At 36.4% G+C, this 16253-nt stretch carries 13 protein-coding genes; 6 read left to right on the top strand and 7 right to left on the bottom strand.

Annotated features, from left to right (window positions below):
• Window positions 1-14 precede the first annotated feature (14 nt).
• Window positions 15-971: a methylenetetrahydrofolate reductase [NAD(P)H] gene (gene metF / locus ORI89_RS15475; protein ID WP_268231415.1), complete on the top strand. Its 957-nt coding sequence runs from the start codon at window positions 15-17 to the stop codon at window positions 969-971.
• 62 nt (window positions 972-1033) lie between these two features.
• Here the strand turns inward: metF and ORI89_RS15480 are convergent, their stop codons facing one another.
• Both ORI89_RS15480 and ORI89_RS15485 read right to left on the bottom strand, forming a co-directional pair.
• A complete protein-coding gene (locus ORI89_RS15480; protein WP_268231416.1) occupies window positions 1034-1624 on the bottom strand; it encodes an outer membrane beta-barrel protein in 591 nt (196 codons plus the stop codon).
• 264 nt (window positions 1625-1888) lie between these two features.
• Window positions 1889-3559 carry a glutamine--tRNA ligase/YqeY domain fusion protein gene (locus tag ORI89_RS15485; protein WP_268231417.1) on the bottom strand — a complete coding sequence of 557 codons (1671 nt, stop codon included), beginning with the start codon at window positions 3557-3559 and terminating at the stop codon, window positions 1889-1891.
• Window positions 3560-3707: 148 nt separating this feature from the next.
• On the opposite strand from ORI89_RS15485, the gene ORI89_RS15490 reads away from it, so the two are divergent.
• Entirely contained in the window at window positions 3708-4982 is a 1275-nt protein-coding gene (locus tag ORI89_RS15490) for a hypothetical protein (RefSeq protein ID WP_268231418.1), read from the top strand.
• A gap of 32 nt (window positions 4983-5014) precedes the next feature.
• Here the strand turns inward: ORI89_RS15490 and ORI89_RS15495 are convergent, their stop codons facing one another.
• Window positions 5015-5662: a carbonic anhydrase gene (locus tag ORI89_RS15495; RefSeq protein WP_268231419.1), complete on the bottom strand. Its 648-nt coding sequence runs from the start codon at window positions 5660-5662 to the stop codon at window positions 5015-5017.
• Window positions 5663-5979: 317 nt separating this feature from the next.
• Between ORI89_RS15495 and ORI89_RS15500 the strand changes: the two genes are divergently transcribed.
• Together ORI89_RS15500 and ORI89_RS15505 are read left to right on the top strand one after the other, a co-directional pair.
• Window positions 5980-7530, top strand: coding sequence for a helicase HerA-like domain-containing protein (locus tag ORI89_RS15500; protein WP_268231420.1), 1551 nt, complete (start codon window positions 5980-5982; stop codon window positions 7528-7530).
• A gap of 61 nt (window positions 7531-7591) precedes the next feature.
• On the top strand, window positions 7592-8506 hold the full coding sequence (locus ORI89_RS15505; RefSeq protein ID WP_268231421.1) for a nucleotidyltransferase family protein: 915 nt from the start codon (window positions 7592-7594) through the stop codon (window positions 8504-8506).
• Window positions 8507-8627: 121 nt separating this feature from the next.
• Here ORI89_RS15505 and dnaK read toward each other — a convergent pair whose 3' ends face one another.
• Window positions 8628-10535, bottom strand: a complete 1908-nt coding sequence (dnaK, locus tag ORI89_RS15510; protein WP_268231422.1) for a molecular chaperone DnaK — start codon at window positions 10533-10535, stop codon at window positions 8628-8630.
• Window positions 10536-10750: 215 nt separating this feature from the next.
• Between dnaK and ORI89_RS15515 the strand changes: the two genes are divergently transcribed.
• Together ORI89_RS15515 and ORI89_RS15520 are read left to right on the top strand one after the other, a co-directional pair.
• Window positions 10751-11302, top strand: a complete 552-nt coding sequence (locus tag ORI89_RS15515; protein ID WP_268231423.1) for a thioredoxin family protein — start codon at window positions 10751-10753, stop codon at window positions 11300-11302.
• A 7-nt stretch (window positions 11303-11309) separates the two neighbouring features.
• The gene (locus tag ORI89_RS15520) at window positions 11310-11630 is read left to right on the top strand and encodes an MmcQ/YjbR family DNA-binding protein (protein ID WP_268231424.1); all 321 of its coding nucleotides are present in this window, start codon (window positions 11310-11312) and stop codon (window positions 11628-11630) included.
• Window positions 11631-11645: 15 nt separating this feature from the next.
• Here ORI89_RS15520 and ORI89_RS15525 read toward each other — a convergent pair whose 3' ends face one another.
• From ORI89_RS15525 to ORI89_RS15535, 3 genes are read right to left on the bottom strand one after another with little or no spacing between them, the layout of a single operon-like run.
• A complete protein-coding gene (locus tag ORI89_RS15525) occupies window positions 11646-12491 on the bottom strand; it encodes a helix-turn-helix transcriptional regulator (protein ID WP_268231425.1) in 846 nt (281 codons plus the stop codon).
• 19 nt (window positions 12492-12510) lie between these two features.
• Window positions 12511-13383 (bottom strand): GLPGLI family protein, encoded by an 873-nt coding sequence (locus ORI89_RS15530; RefSeq protein WP_268231426.1) that lies wholly within the window; start codon window positions 13381-13383, stop codon window positions 12511-12513.
• Window positions 13376-16057 carry an outer membrane beta-barrel protein gene (locus ORI89_RS15535; protein ID WP_268231427.1) on the bottom strand — a complete coding sequence of 894 codons (2682 nt, stop codon included), beginning with the start codon at window positions 16055-16057 and terminating at the stop codon, window positions 13376-13378. The genes ORI89_RS15530 and ORI89_RS15535 overlap by 8 nt, the downstream gene beginning before the upstream one ends.
• Window positions 16058-16253: the final 196 nt, after the last annotated feature.

Genomic DNA, 16253 nt, shown 5'->3' on the forward strand with positions numbered 1-16253 from the left:
CAAAATATTTAAAAATGAAGATTACAGAGCACATTAAAAATGCAAAAGGGAAAACCTTATTTTCTTTTGAATTATTGCCGCCGGCAAAGGGGCAAGGTATACAAAGTATTTTTCAAACGATGGATGAACTTATGGAGTTTAAGCCTCCTTTTATCGACGTTACCTACCATCGTGAGGACTATTTGTATAAAGAGCATGGTAATGGATTGCTTGAAAGAGTTTCGTACCGTAAACGACCTGGAACTGTAGCTATTTGTGCAGCTATTATTAATAAGTATAAAGTAGATGCTGTGCCACATTTAATTTGTGGAGGTTTTACAAAAGAGGAAACTGAAAATGCATTGATTGACTTAAATTTTTTAGGTATCGATAATGTATTGGCATTACGCGGCGATGCGCAACGTGGTGAACCTAACTTTATACCTACACCTGGTGGACATGCTTATGCGACAGATTTATTGCAGCAGGTTGTGGATATGAATAATGGGAAATATCTGCACGAAGATGTGGAAAGCTCGGAAAAAACAGATTTCTGTGTAGGGGTGGCTGGCTATCCGGAGAAGCATTTTGAATCGCCCAATTTTAACACAGATTTTAAATGGTTGAAAAAAAAGGTGGAGATGGGAGCCGAATTTATTGTTACACAGATGTTTTTTAATGTAGATAAATACAAAGAGTTTGTAGTGAAGTGTAGAGATAACGGTATTCACGTGCCAATTATTCCAGGGCTAAAACCACTGACATCCAAGAAACAGTTGATTACCTTGCCTCGAGTATTTCACTTAGATATTCCGGAAGAGTTGAGCGATGCGGTAGATAGTTGTAAAAACAATGCAGATGTTCGAGCTGTGGGGCAGGAATGGCTCGTGCAGCAGTGTAAAGAATTAATTGATTTTGGAGCGCCTGTTTTACACTTTTATACGATGAGTAATCCGGGGCCAACGAAAAAAATTGTTGAACAATTGGCTTAAAATAAGAAACCCTGCGTTTAAGCGCAGGGTTCTTAATATAAAGATATGATGGTTTGGAGTTTTTAAAAAACATACTTTAACCCGAACTTCATTCCGTTTAGAAAGCCTGAGTTTAGACCAAAGTTAAAGTCATTTGAAGCATCGCCTCCTTTTGGTTTTACTGAAGACCAACTCGCTATACCAAAACTTGCTTCAATAGAAAAGTTTTTACTTAAGAAATAGTCAATACCTGGCGAAATCTCAAAACCATAACCAGTATATTTTGTTTCTGTTTTAGTGCCATTTGTTGGTTCTGTTGTGTTTTTTCCGAATGCTAATGGAACTGCAGCTTGACCAAAGATTAAAAAATTGTCTGTAACCGCCCAGTATTTACGAGCTAAAGGTTGCACAATAAAAGTTCCTTCTTTAAGTGTTAGTGTTGCATCAGTTTCATTTTTGGAACCTAAATAACCTATTCCTAAACCTACAGCTGTTGTAGGGGCTACGAATGTACCAACCACAGGTAGAATACTGTAGTTTTTTATGTCGCCATCAGATTTTGTCCCATAGCTGGCTTCTCCTAAAATAAACCATTTACCTTTGAAGCCTTGAGCACTAACAGTTGTTGTGCCTAATACAAGAAGTGCTGCGATTGATAAAAATATATTTTTCATAATATTAACATTTGTTTGATAGTCAAATGTACGCAGCTATTTGTAACAGAAATATGACTTTAATCAGGTTAATATATGAGCTTTAAGCGTTTATAGTAGTTGTTTCACGTGTTATTAAAAACAGCTTGTCAAGGGAAGTAATGGATATTTTGTCCGAGCAGGGAAAGAGGTGATGAGTTTAGAGTAGTTTGGGCAACTATTTTTATAGAAGAAAGAGTTTTATCATTTTGAAACTTGTTCCAAAATGATAAAACTCTTTTTATATTAACCTTTTTTTATTTCTTTCGCCCAAGAGTCTTTTAGTGTTACTGTACGGTTGAATACGAGTTTATCACTATTTGATGAGGTGTCTAAGGTAAAATAGCCCAAGCGAATAAATTGATATCCTGTGCCGGCTTCAGCATGTACTAAATCAGGCTCTATATATGCCTTTTCTATTGCTGTTAAGCTATTTGGATTAATGGAGGATTTAAAGTCTTCTGCTGCCATAGGGTCTTCGTCGTTAAAAAGACGATCGTACAGGCGGACTTCCGCTTCCTTTGCATGAGGCACAGAAACCCAATGTATGGTTCCTTTTACTTTTAAACCGGAAGTATCTTCTCCTGATTTTGAAGTAGGCACATATGTACAGTGAACTTCTGTTACTTTTCCTTGTTCGTCTTTAACATAGTCGTGGCATTGTACAATATAGCCATGTTTTAAACGGGCAGATAAGCCAGGGCCTAAGCGGAAGAATTTTTTAGGAGGCTCCTCCATAAAATCATCACGTTCGATCCACAGTTCTTTACTGAAAGGTATGATACGAGAGCCTCCTCCATTTTCAGCTTCTGGATTGTTTTCTCCGATTAACTCTTCAACTTGTCCCTCAGGGTAGTTGGTAATTATTAATTTGATAGGGTCAAGTACAGCCATGCGTCTAAGAGCTGTCTTGTTGAGGTCTTCCCGTATACAGAATTCTAAAAGACCTACATCAATCATGTTTTCTCGTTTCTGTACACCAATGCGTTCGCAAAAATCGCGTATAGACGCAGGCGTGTAGCCACGTCTCCTTAAACCGGATATGGTAGGCATACGAGGGTCATCCCAACTTTCAACATGACCTTCATTTACTAATTGTAAAAGTCTACGTTTACTCATAACGGTATACGTTAAGTTTAAACGTGCAAATTCATATTGTCTTGAAGGGAATATCTCTAACTCTTCGATTAGCCAATCGTATAATGGACGATGAGGTATAAATTCTACTGTACAGATTGAATGTGTTATCTTTTCGATAGAATCAGATTGCCCATGTGCAAAATCATACATAGGATAGATACACCAATCATTTCCTGTACGATGGTGATGTGCATGTTTTATACGATATATGATAGGATCGCGCAAATGCATATTAGGGCTTGCTAAATCGATTTTAGCCCGTAATACCTTTTCACCATCTTTATATTTACCTTCTCGCATCGCTTGAAATAGGCTTAGATTTTCTTCTATGCTACGGCTGCGGTCAGGAGTTGGTTTACCTGGTTCTGTAGGCGTGCCTTTGGCGGCAGCAATTTCTTCAGAAGTACTGCTGTCTACATAAGCTAGTCCTTTTTTTATAAGGTTAACAGCATATTCATAAAGCGTTTCAAAATAGTCAGATGTATAGAGTTCTTCTTCCCATTGGAACCCTAACCACTGTATATCCCTTTTTATGCTTTCTACATATTCGGTCTCTTCGGTTACTGGGTTGGTATCGTCAAAACGCAAGTTTGTTTTGCCGTTATATTTTATCCCTAAGCCGAAATTAAGACAGATTGATTTGGCATGGCCGATATGTAGATAACCATTTGGTTCAGGAGGGAATCTAGTCAATACACGACCATCATGAGTCCCTTTACGAAGATCTTCTTCGATAATTTCTTCGATAAAATTTAGTGGTTTTTCTTCATTTAACATAGTACAAAGTTAAATATTTATAGTCGATATATCGTGTTGTCGTATAAAATTAATACTTCGGTTTAATTTCTGTATTTTTAAAGCTGATTTGTTCTGTAAATTGGCGATACAAAAGAGTTTACGTGATTATGATACTATATAAAAACATATGAAGAAAGGGTTGTTATTTTATGTTGGGCTGTTGAGTGTGTTAGTTGTAAGTGCACAAAAAGTGAAAAAACCTAGTGTTTTAATTTATGGTGAAAATGTCGCCGCCTTTGCTGCAGCTATGCAGAGTGCTAAATCGGATGTTCCTACATTATGGGTTGTTAGTAGTAGTACAATTGCAGACGATTTTTTATTAGGAACGAATTCTATTGATAATACTTTTTTTAGTGATGGAGGAGTATGGATGGATTTGTTAATGGAAATGTCTGGGTCAGGTAGTCGATCGGACTCTCTAGCAAGAGTGGTAAAAGCGAATTTGCGATCAGATTCTTTGATAAACGCTGTGTTAAGGATGATAAAGGAACAAAAAAACCTGACCGTTATTTATGATACACAGTTAAAATCGTTGAAGCATAATAAAAAATACTGGTCGGTCGGTTTAGGCAATAAAAAACGGTTAAATGTTCGAGTTGTTGCTGATTTGTCAAGGACACAGGATTTAAGAAAGTTGGTTTGGAGTCATGAAGATGTTAGCAATGAGAGAAAGATTAGAAGGCTTAATGATTTTACAAGTAAGCAATTGCGTACTTTAATATGTTCGGGAGAATTGGATGGAGAATTGAAAGCTTTACAGTTATCAGACTTATTAGTTGGGGAAAAGGAAGGGTTTATTGATATGATTGGAAATGCTGAGCTTTTTCAGGGGAATGGGCAGAATATTCCGTTTTTGGCAGCTACGGGGCAGGCAATAGGGGCAACAGCCGCTTACTTAGCCTTTTTTAAAACAACAGCGGATAAGATTGAAGTGAGAAAGTTGCAAAATGAATTGTTAACCTTCGGTATGCGAATACTACCTTATCAAGATGTACCTGTAGAGGATATTCATTTTGTAGCTATTCAGAAAGTGGGGTTAGCAACGGTGCTGGATAGAGAAAAGATAAACTTGTCTTTTAATCTGCAGCGTGATGATGATGTGAGCTATGCAGAGACTAGAGTCGTTTTAGAGGAAATCTATAGCCGTGCACAGCTCTGGCGTGTGAGCCGGGAGGATGACCGTTTTACGTGGGATAATTTTATTGATTTTGTACAATTTGTAGGTTTAAAGGGGAATGAAGTTCGTCGTCAGGTAGAGAAAGACTGGTCTGATAAGCTTGGGTTTGAGGGGGCTTTTGATGGAGATGCTGGGGTAACGCGGTATCAATTTTCAGTAATTTTGGATAAATATGCTAGTCCTTATAGCGTAAATATCACTCATGATGGAAGTTTTCAATATTAAGCCTGTCTAGCATGAGCGGCAGGCTTAATATTTTATTTGAAAGCAAATACTTTCCCTAAGGATTCATTGCTTATAAAGGTATTGTTCAAGTCTATTAATTGACCTGTACTAATATTAATAACCATGCCGTGAATAGCAAGTGGTTGATCGATTTTCCATGCATTTTGTACTATTGATGTGGTGCATAAATTGAAAACCTGCTCACGGACATTGAGTTCGACGAGTTTGTCAGTTTTAGCTTCCATACTTTCGATTGCATCTATTTCTTTGGCATGTAAGCGATAGACGTCTTTGATATGACAAAGCCAGTTATCAATAATGCCATATTGTTGTCGGCTTAAAGCAGCAGTAACTCCACCACAACCATAATGACCAGCTACAATAATATGTTTTACTTTAAGCACGTTTACTGCATAATCGAGTACAGAGAGCATACTCATATCAGAATGTACACAGATGTTTGCTATATTACGATGAACGAATACTTCACCGGGTTTAGTACCTGTTAATTCGTTAGCAGGAACTCGACTATCGGCACAACCTATCCACAGTATTTCTGGGTTTTGCCCCTTAGCAAGTTGTTGAAAACGACCGGTTTTGTCGTTTTTTACGAGGTCCATCCAGCAGTTGTTTCCCTCTAATATTTTTTCTAGACCTAGTTTGAGCTCTTTGTTATGCATCTTTTATTTCTTTTCGGTATTAGCGGATAAAAATCTTGGCAAGTTACAGGAATAATAATTGTCTACCAATATTTTTTTTGAATGTGGTTCTTCTGACCCTCATTAGCTTTCTATAGGCTTTTAGCTTAACTCCAATGTGGAGGAAAAATAATAAGAGATTTTGGGTAATATAATAAAGATGCTTGTTTTTTGTTAGAATGATTATGGGTTAATGTTGTGCTATGTTTAAGTTTTGATATCTTTATTTGTTGAATGCTTGCTTGTTTTTTAAATTAGAGTAAACTTGCATGTTTTGAAGATCATTTAATTAGTTAATTATGATTTCTAATAAAGAAGATTTTATAGAGAAAATTAAGAATTCTTATAAGCCTAAAGGAGCTTTTATTCATTTAGGAGCAGGTATTCTTGAAGGACAGGTTGTAACGGATGCTGAGGTGAATTTGGCACTAAAGATGATGAACCGACATGGACTTATTGCCGGAGCGACAGGTACAGGTAAAACACGGACCTTACAGTTGATTGCCGAACAGTTATCTGATGCGGGAGTTCCTGTTTTCATGTTAGATGTGAAAGGTGATGTTTCAGGACTTGCTGAGCCTGGCACTACAAATGAAGCTTTGCTGGAGCGAGGAAGACTTGTTGGCATACCGTTTGAACCGTCAAATTTTCCTATAGAAGTGTTTTCTTTAAGCGGTAAACTGGGGGCGCCCATGCGCTTGACAGTAGAAGATTTTGGTCCGGTTTTATTATCGCGGATTTTAGATCTTAATGAAACTCAGACAGGTGTGCTTGCAGCTATTTTTAAGTATGCAGATGATCAAAAATGGCCAATTGTAGATTTGAATGATTTAAAAAAGCTACTTTCTTATTTGTCAGAAGGGCCAGGGGCAGCAGAGATAAAAGAAGAATATGGAAAAATAAGTACGGCTACTTCGGGCACTATTCTTCGGAAAATTGTGGCAGTTGAACAACAGGGAGTAGGACATATTTTTGGGGAAAAAGAGTTTGATATCAATGATTTGTTTAATAAGGTAGATGGTAAAGGTGTTATTACATTATTGAATATCTCAGATATACAGGATCAACCTTTGTTATTTTCTACTTTTTTATTGAGCTTATTGGCGCAGTTGTTTAAAAAATTGCCAGAAGTTGGTGATTTAGATAAACCAAAATTGGTTTTCTTTTTTGATGAAGCTCATCTTCTTTTTAATGGTGCTTCGAAAGCTTTTTTGAGCCAGATCGAGCAGATTGTGAGACTAATCCGTTCAAAAGGGGTGGGTGTTTTCTTTTGTACACAAGCTGCGACGGACATCCCTCCCTCTGTATTAGGACAGTTGGGTAATCGTATACAACATGCTTTGAGAGCTTTTACTCCCAATGATGCGGATAACCTACGCAAGACAGTAAAAACTTACCCTAGCTCAGATTTTTATGAGATAGATAAAGTATTAACTTCTTTAGGAACAGGACAAGCTTTAGTAACAGTACTAAACGATAAAGGGATCCCGACAGAGGTTGTTGCTACACATTTGGTGCCAGCGCGAGCTGTAATGGGACCAGCTTCACCTCAGACCTATAGTAGTATTGTTAGTGGGTCTGAGTTTTATGCAAAGTATCAGCAACGTGTAGAAAGACGTAGTGCAGCAGAGATTGTAGATGAGAAAATGACTCAATTTAATTTAGAAAGAGAAAAGGAAGAAATACGAAAAGAGGCTACTGCTGTTAATAAAAATGTTAGACGGAGTACAAGGCAGACTCCTATGGAAGCTGCAACAAATCAAGCTTCGAGAACTTTAGCACGAGAAGGAGCTAAGCTATTAGGAAAATTAGCTAACGGCATCTTAGATAGTATATTTAGGAAGAAGTAAAATAATATTTTTATCTTTGCAGACCTTTAAAAATTTATATAAATAGAATAATAAAAATATAATGAATAAACCAACATTGTTAATTCTTGCGGCTGGAATGGCTAGTCGATACGGATCGTTAAAACAAATAGACTCTTTTGGACCACATGGGGAAACTATTATTGACTACTCTATTTACGATGCTATTCGTGCTGGTTTTGGTAAAGTTGTTTTTATTATCCGTGAGGAATTTGTTGATAAGATGCGTGAAGTTTTTGATGCTAAACTTGAGGGTAAGATTGAGGTAGACTATGCTTTTCAGAGCTATGACTTGAAGAAGTTTGGAATAGATAAAGAAATTGAACGTTCGAAACCATGGGGGACAGCGCATGCTGTTATGAGTGCGAAAAATCAAATAGATGGCCCTTTTTGTGTTATTAATGCTGATGATTTTTATGGAGCAGATTCGTTTGATAAAATGGCAGAGTTTTTAAGATCAGAGGTGAGTGATACGAATATGGCCTTAATGGGTTTTCAGGTAGGTAATACGATGTCAGATCATGGTTATGTTTCAAGAGGTGTCTGTGAAGTGGATGAGAAAGGCTATATGTCTTCAGTAACAGAGCGTACGAATATATACTATACCCCAACAACTGATGGCGACAAAAAAATTGTTTTTGAGGAGAATGAAAAGCAATATGATCTTAGCCCTGATGCACGTGTGTCTATGAATTTTTGGGGTTTTACACCTAAGGTGTTTGAGGTTGCAGAAAGTATGTTCGCTTCTTTTGTAGAAGAGAATGCTGACAACCCTAAGTCCGAATTTTTTATTCCTTCAGTACCGGATTATATGGTTAAACAGGGAATGGCGGATTTTTTAGTTATTCCGACGTCTTCTAAGTGGTTTGGCGTCACTTATAAAGAAGATAAAGAAATTGTACAAGAATCAATTTCTAAATTGATTGAGGAAGGAGCATACCCCGAAAAATTGTTTTAAGAATTGTAAATAAAATGATCAATAAAAAGCCACTTTTTTAAAAAGTGGCTTTTTTTATTTACAATAAAAAAAAAGTCTCCCTCGAATTATTCGAGGGAGACTTTAGCAAAGATTTAAATGTTTATTTTACTTCTTCGAACTCTACATCTTGTACGTCGTCTCCTCCTTGATTGCCATCTTGAGATTGACCCGTATTTGGTTGTCCTTGTGCTTCAGAACCTTGCTGGGAAGCTGCATACATTTCTTCTGAAGCTGCATTCCACGCATTTTGAAGTTCTTCTGAGGCGCTATCTATGTCAGTAAAGTTTTTAGCTAAGTGAGCTGCTTTTAATTTCTCTAGACCAGCTTCAATTGGAGCTTTTTTGTCAGCAGAAATTTTATCACCATACTCTTTTAGTTGTTTTTCTGTTGAGAAAATTAACGCATCGGCTGCGTTTACTTTATCCGCTTCTTCTTTAATTTTTTGGTCAGCTTCGGCGTTAGCTTCGGCTTCTTGTTTCATTTTTTGGATTTCTTCATCTGATAAACCTGAAGATGCTTCGATACGAATATTTTGTTCTTTTCCGGTGGCTTTATCTTTAGCTGATACTTTGATGATACCGTTGGCATCAATATCAAAAGTCACTTCAACCTGAGGGATTCCACGTGGAGCAGGAGGTATATCAGTAAGTTGGAAACGTCCTAATGTACGGTTTTGAGCAGCCATTGGGCGTTCTCCTTGTAACACATGTATTTCTACAGATGGTTGATTGTCTGAAGCCGTTGAGAATACCTCTGATTTTTTCGTTGGAATGGTTGTGTTAGCTTCAATTAGTTTTGTCATTACGCCTCCCATGGTTTCAATACCTAATGAAAGAGGTGTAACATCTAATAATAATACATCTTTAACTTCACCTGTTAAAACACCACCTTGTATAGCTGCACCTAATGCTACGACCTCATCTGGGTTTACTCCTTTTGAAGGTTCTTTACCGAAAAACTCTTTAACAGCATCAACAATCGCAGGAATACGGGTCGAACCTCCTACTAAGATAACTTCATCAATATCAGATGTGCTGAAACCTGCATTTTTTAATGCTGTACGACAAGGGTCGATGGTGCGTTTTACTAAGTCAGCAACTAAGCTTTCAAATTTTGCACGGCTCAATGTGCGTACTAAGTGTTTCGGGCCAGTAGCGTCAGCTGTAATGTAAGGTAGGTTAATCTCAGTAGAGCTGGTGCTTGATAGTTCAATTTTAGCTTTTTCAGCCGCTTCTTTTAAGCGTTGAAGAGCCATAGCATCTTTTTTAAGCTCAAAACCATTGTTCTCATTTGCAAACTCTTCTGCTAACCAATTGATAATGGCATTGTCGAAATCGTCTCCACCTAAATGGGTATCACCGTCTGTCGCTTTTACTTCAAAAACACCATCACCTAATTCCAGGACAGAAACGTCATGTGTACCACCTCCACAGTCGAACACAACGATTTTCATGTCTTTGTGTGCTTTGTCCAGTCCGTAAGCAAGGGCAGCAGCTGTAGGCTCGTTAATAATACGCTTTACAGTTAATCCTGCGATTTCGCCTGCTTCTTTTGTAGCTTGACGTTGTGCGTCATTAAAGTAAGCTGGTACAGTAATAACAGCTTCAGTTACTTCCTGACCTAAAAAATCCTCAGCAGTTTTCTTCATTTTTTGAAGAGTCATTGCTGAAATCTCTTGTGCTGTATATTTCCGGTCGTCAATCTCAACACGAGGTGTATTGTTGTCGCCTTTTACAATTTTATAAGGTACTTGTTGTGCTTCTTTAACAGATTCGTCATAAGATAAACCCATAAAGCGTTTAATTGAGTAAACTGTTTTATGTGGGTTGGTGATAGCTTGACGCTTTGCGGGATCACCGACCTTACGCTCTCCACCTTCAACAAAAGCAACAATAGAAGGAGTTGTGCGTTTCCCTTCGTTGTTTGCGATGACTACGGGCTCGTTACCTTCCATTACTGCAACACATGAATTCGTAGTACCTAAGTCGATTCCTATAATTTTTGACATATCTAGTATTTTATTATTTACTTATTTTATTCGTTACTCATCTTTATCAAGTGTTGTGCCAAGCCTAGAAATGCATGTTTATATAAAATAAAAAGCAGTTATTCTGACAAACTGTCATTTTTTAGCTGTAGATAGTGTCGGCTTTACTTCATCTACAGCTGTTTATTAAGCCAAAATAAATTAGTAGATTCGTAGTTGTAACATTTAAAGTAAATATGACTTTTCAAGAATATTTGGACTATTTTGCACAGATTGTAAATTCTCCCCCCGGTTCTAAATTGTATGCTGATGATGAATATCTCCACTATACGAAGTTAAATTGGTCGAGAATGAATCGGTGGATGAGACGATTTGAGCCTAATGAGGAGATGAAGCGCTTCATAGCAGCCATAACTGAGCAGCAGCATTGGATTGTAATTACTGAACCATGGTGTGGGGATGCGGCGCATTCTGTCCCGCAAATATACCAGATGATTAAAGATAATCCTAATATCGATTTCGAAATACAATTAAGGGATACAGAACCTTTTTTGATTGAAGACTATTTGACAAATGGATCTAAATCCATTCCTAAGCTAATTATTAGAAATGATGTAGGTCATGATCGAGTAGTGTGGGGGCCACGTCCGCAAAAATTGCAAGATATTTTTGTCAGTATGAAAGAGCAGAATGTAAGTTTGGAGGTAATAAAAGAAGCAACTCAGAAATGGTATAATGAAGATAAAGGAGAAGAGTTACAAAAAGAACTACTTAAGGAGCTAGCTTAAATAGTGAATGGATATAGAGCAGATTAGGTTGTATTGTTTGCAGAAGATGGACGTAGAGGAAAGCACCCCTTTTGGTCCGCAAACATTAGTTTTTAAGTGTCGTGGTAAGATTTTTATGCTATTACCACTTGATCAATATGAGACATTAAGTTGTACTTTAAAGTGTGATCCCGAGTACGCAATAGACTTGCGAGCAGATTATATAGAAACAGTCTTTGAGGGATATCACATGAATAAAAGACATTGGAATACAGTTTATTGTAACCGTCAATTATCTGATGCTAGGATTTTTGAATTAATAGATCATAGCTACCAATTAATCGTCTAGAAAATTTTGCTGATTTTATTCTTTGAAGGAGCGAGGAGAGGTTCCGATCTGTCCTCTGAAAAAGTTGGAGAAATAAGAGACGTCCTTGAATCCTAAAGTATAAGCTATTTCTTTAACAGATAGGTTGCTATACAATAACATTGTTTTTGCTTCTTGTATTATTCGGTTTTGTATAAGAGAGAGAGCTGTGGAATTAAAGTGTTTTTTACATAAAATATTTAAATAATTGGGTGTGATGTGAAGACGCTGGGCATAATAGCTTACCTGCTTCTGTGTTATGAAATTTTTATTGATCAATGATTGGTAGTTTACAAGTAGATTGGGGATTTTTTCTGCAACTTCTACTTGGTAATAACGTTTTATTTCTTGATCTATGAGCAGGGTTATCAGTTGACTTCTGGTATAAATGATACGCCAGTTATTGTCTTTTTTGGAGAGCAGTTCATCTTCTAAAGCTTTAAATTCCTGTAATAAAGCATTAAAATACTGTGCTTGTAGATTAATAACCTGAAGCTGTTGTGATCTAATAAGGTTTAAATGCGTTAGGTCGGCTAGAGAATGGAGTATTTCTTGATTTATCATAAACTGATAACCAGTAGTTTCAGGAGCCAGTTCCCATTTGTGGGATTGATCGGGGAGTAAGATATGTAATTGACTGTTTTTTACTTCGAATTTTTTATGATCAATAGTGTGGATTCCCGCACCATTTTCTATAAGAAAAAATAAATAAAACTCGTGTTTATGAGGTTTTAAGATTGTATTCCTACCGTCAATTTGGTGGTTTATTAATCGATAATCATTCTGAAACTCATCTTGGAAATGATTAAGTTTTAAGGTGGGTACTTGAATGCTAAAGGGCATGACGTAGTGAAAATGATATTTAATAGATTAAGCTTTCTAATAAATTACGCCGTATTTGTGAAGGGCTTGATGATCTTCCCCCTCCATATATACGGTTGTTTTCAAGTGATTTAAAAAAATCTTGAATAGACATCTGTTTGCTTTTTTTCTCTCTCCATTGTTTCGTGACATTGTCTACAGTGAAACTTACCTCTGTAGCCCAGTAGTTAATGTGCATCTCAGGTACTACAAGACCAAGAATCATACCAGGGAGACCGTTTGCTAGAGCTGGACCTCCAGAGAGTGGTATTTGCTCGGTGTAGAAAGCAATCAGATATAGAGAGTCTGCAGTTGCTCCATTAACTCGGCGACAGGTATAGCCTGCTATTTCTCTATACTCATCTGTGAAGCGCCATGTCACATGCTGAAGACTGTCTTTTAATACATATTTATCATCTAATTCTAAAGCTATTTCAGTTTCATTAGTACTGAAGTTCTGATAATATATTTTTTCAGAACTCTTTCGCTGTATCGTTGAGCGGTTAATAGATCTTGAGTTTCTACCATTATTGCGGTTCCCCTGATTCATTCTACTATTTGAGGGTTGTCTTGTGGCGTTAGTTAAATCTGTATTTGAATCATCTTGCCGCATTAATGTCTCATCGTCATCAAATTCCATTATAAAGTAAGTGGATGTTTTTTCGGGCATTTGTTCTATGTTAGCTCCAAATCTAAATGACATTTCTGTATTTGTGCGAGATATGTTCTGCTGCATATCACGCATTCGGGCCTTAACATACACTTCTCGCTCAAAAACTATTTTTCCTTTATTTGGAAAATAAGCATGTTGTGCGGAGACTATACAAGACATAAGCATAAATGATATTGAGCACACTAATATTAGATTATTCATTTTTTTTACCTAAATTTTTATTGAAATCCCATTTTAAGCCTACCATGAAATATTGTGTTAAAAGTTGTTGTTGGGTTTGAGAAAAGTTGTTTCCATTTGCGGATCTATTTATATTATTGAATGAATTAAATACATCAAAACCCTTTATACTTAATAGTAAAGATTCATTTTTAAGTAACTTCTTTGATAATTCTAAGTTCATGTAAAACTGATTTATCGGTTTTGGGAAAGCTTTGGTTTTGCCCGTATAGCCATAATAAATAACTTGTGTTAAATTGAACTTTAAAGGAAGAAAATATTTAATATCGGTCATTAATGAAGAGCCTATGCTTGTGGCATTGTATTGTGTTTGTACAGAGTTTTCCTCGACATTTAAAATCATATTGACTCTGAAGTTGAAGTCAATTAGTTTGGAATTTTGTTTGTTTGCATGTAGGCCGATGTTGACTCTGCCTGTGTTATTTTTGTTCAGTTCGGCATTGACGTATTGATAATTATTATCAAAACTAAGAGACGCAGAAGGACCGAATTGCACTAATCCATTAAAAATAGGATAACCGTAATTTGTGTTTATTTGTGTATTCCAATTTGTATGGTCGTTTAAGTTTACAAAGGTAGCAGTAGTTTTTCCTTTATCATCGGTACTGGTTTTATTGATTATAGCATTGTCTGTAAGTGAAGCAGACATGTTGATGTTGAGAGAAGAACCTTTTAATAAAGTGAATCTATTAAAATTCAGATCTACTGCATTTATATTTTCTCTTTTAAGATTAGGGTTTCCTATCTGATGGTAAAGATCATTTGTAGGAGGCTGTATGCGTTGCAGTTGATTGAAATTGGGCACATTTGTGTTGTTTCGGTATCGGAGGTTTATACTTTTACTATTGCTTATAGTATAAAAAGCATCAGCATTTAAGTTGTTTTGCCAGAAATTTCTTGCTAAATGTATATCTCTATACGTATCCTTTAGATTTTGTTGTCTATGACGAATACGATTAGAAACGCTAAAATTAAACTTTTGGGTGTGATAGCGCAGAGTCAGGTCTAAGCTGTTATTAGTGGTATTGTCTAATTCGTTTTTAGAATATAGGGTGTCAATGACATTGAAGTTTAAATTGTCGGATTGATTATAGGCATCAACAGTCCCTCTTCGTGAAGAGGTGTTAAAATGATAACCTAATGTAAGGTTTATTTGCTTACCTAGGCGTTCGTTAATATTTATGGAAGAGCCGAATTGATTGTTTATGGATGTATTTTCTCGGAGTTGATTGATTGTTTTTGATGAGTCTAGTTTACCTAAATCATTATATAAGTTTGTAGTTTCATCCACACGGTTGATGGATGTTTGGTCGCTGCGTTGTGTGTTAATATTTATGTTGATACTTCTTCCTTTTGTATTTAATCGTCTTCTATAGTTTGTATTCAAACTAAAATTATTGTTGTCGCTATGAGATATATTGGAGCTTTGGAAATCATTGGCTAATGTGGCGTCTTCGCGTGTCGTCCTATTAAGAGATGAGGAACTTGATTGGTTTTTCCCAAAATCTGTGTTGAAGCGAATAGTTAAGTTGCTTAGCGAGTCTATTTTATATCTTGTCTCTGTTCGAAAAGTATGTAGTGTCGTGTTTTTAATGGCATTAGCTTTAGAGCTTGTTTCTTGAGATTTATTGTCCGTGAGGACTTTTTTATTATACCGTTCAGATTCATTCTCTGTGCTGTTATTGTTTAAATTGTAGCTTGCTGTTAAATGTAGCTTTTTGTTTAGAAAGTTGTTTTCATAGTTTGTGCCTATGTTTTTATGTTCAGGTTTTCCTGTTATCTGACTATTGGAGCGAATATGACTAGCTTCTCCTGTAGAGCCCATATTGTTCCAATTTCCAGTAATTCCCATACGTTGACTTTTATTAAATAAGGCCGAAAACATGTTGAAATCAAACAGCTTTTTCGAGCCAATATTCGCGTTAGCATTGCCAAAAAACCCTTTTCTAGCTTCTTCTTTTAGTACTACGTTTACAGTTTTAAGTCGCACTCCGTCATCGATACCTGTTAGCTCTGATTCATCTGATTTTCGATCATATACTTGAACTTTGTCAATAGCATCTGCACGTATATTCCGTATGGCTATTTTAGAATCGTAGCCAAAAAACTCCTCCCCATCAATTAAAACTTTGGAAACTGTTTTGCCTTGAGCTGTCACTTCGCCCGACGCAGATACAGTCAGCCCAGGGAGGCGTCGTAAAAGGTCTTCTAGCTTAGCATTTTGTTCTGTTTCAAAACTGGCAGCATCATATTCTAAGGTATCACCTTTAATTTGTATTGGAATTCTTCTTGTTACAATAATTTCGTCGATCAGGTGTGCCTCTGATTGTAGTTTAATCGAGTCAAGATTGATGTTCGCTTGATCTAAGAGGAGTTGTTTGCTGTATGTTAGGAATTTGGGATAGCTTGCTAGTAATATATAATTATTTAGGTGAACGTTCTGTAGAGTGAATTCTCCCTTTTCATTAGTTCGGGTATAATGGCGTAGAATAGAATCTGTGTCTAAAAGTATAATTGATGTGTTTTGCAACGGCTTTTTTTCGGAATTTTCCACGACTATTCCTTGAATTGCTTTCTGTGCAGATAAAGTGTAAGTTATCGTAAGAAGTAAGAGTAATAGAAGTGTTTTTTTCATTGTCAGTTAATTCGTCTGATAAAGAAATAGAGAATAAAGGTAAATAAGTGTTAAATAGTCATTTGTAATGGTTTTAATACATTGTTTTCCTTTTAATTTTTTTGTAAAAGAACGATAGAAGTCGTTTAAGAAGTGCGGTATAATAGAGGTGGGGTGTGTAAAAAAAAGCAATGGTCGTATCTCTTCTAAAGAATAC

This window comes from Sphingobacterium sp. UT-1RO-CII-1 (assembly GCF_026711005.1).
Classification (GTDB): domain Bacteria; phylum Bacteroidota; class Bacteroidia; order Sphingobacteriales; family Sphingobacteriaceae; genus Sphingobacterium.

Excerpts from the sequence above, each read along its gene's own strand:
- ORI89_RS15490 (WP_268231418.1), top strand. The coding sequence starts at position 3,708 with ATGAAGAAAGGGTTGTTATTTTATGTTGGGCTGTTGAGTGTGTTAGTT.
- ORI89_RS15495 (WP_268231419.1), bottom strand. The coding sequence starts at position 5,662 with ATGCATAACAAAGAGCTCAAACTAGGTCTAGAAAAAATATTAGAGGGA.
- ORI89_RS15535 (WP_268231427.1), bottom strand. The coding sequence starts at position 16,057 with ATGAAAAAAACACTTCTATTACTCTTACTTCTTACGATAACTTACACT.
- ORI89_RS15505 (WP_268231421.1), top strand. The coding sequence starts at position 7,592 with ATGAATAAACCAACATTGTTAATTCTTGCGGCTGGAATGGCTAGTCGA.
- ORI89_RS15485 (WP_268231417.1), bottom strand. The coding sequence starts at position 3,559 with ATGTTAAATGAAGAAAAACCACTAAATTTTATCGAAGAAATTATCGAA.
- metF (WP_268231415.1), top strand. The coding sequence starts at position 15 with ATGAAGATTACAGAGCACATTAAAAATGCAAAAGGGAAAACCTTATTT.
- ORI89_RS15515 (WP_268231423.1), top strand. The coding sequence starts at position 10,751 with ATGACTTTTCAAGAATATTTGGACTATTTTGCACAGATTGTAAATTCT.
- ORI89_RS15480 (WP_268231416.1), bottom strand. The coding sequence starts at position 1,624 with ATGAAAAATATATTTTTATCAATCGCAGCACTTCTTGTATTAGGCACA.
- ORI89_RS15530 (WP_268231426.1), bottom strand. The coding sequence starts at position 13,383 with ATGAATAATCTAATATTAGTGTGCTCAATATCATTTATGCTTATGTCT.
- ORI89_RS15520 (WP_268231424.1), top strand. The coding sequence starts at position 11,310 with ATGGATATAGAGCAGATTAGGTTGTATTGTTTGCAGAAGATGGACGTA.
- dnaK (WP_268231422.1), bottom strand. The coding sequence starts at position 10,535 with ATGTCAAAAATTATAGGAATCGACTTAGGTACTACGAATTCATGTGTT.
- ORI89_RS15525 (WP_268231425.1), bottom strand. The coding sequence starts at position 12,491 with ATGCCCTTTAGCATTCAAGTACCCACCTTAAAACTTAATCATTTCCAA.
- ORI89_RS15500 (WP_268231420.1), top strand. The coding sequence starts at position 5,980 with ATGATTTCTAATAAAGAAGATTTTATAGAGAAAATTAAGAATTCTTAT.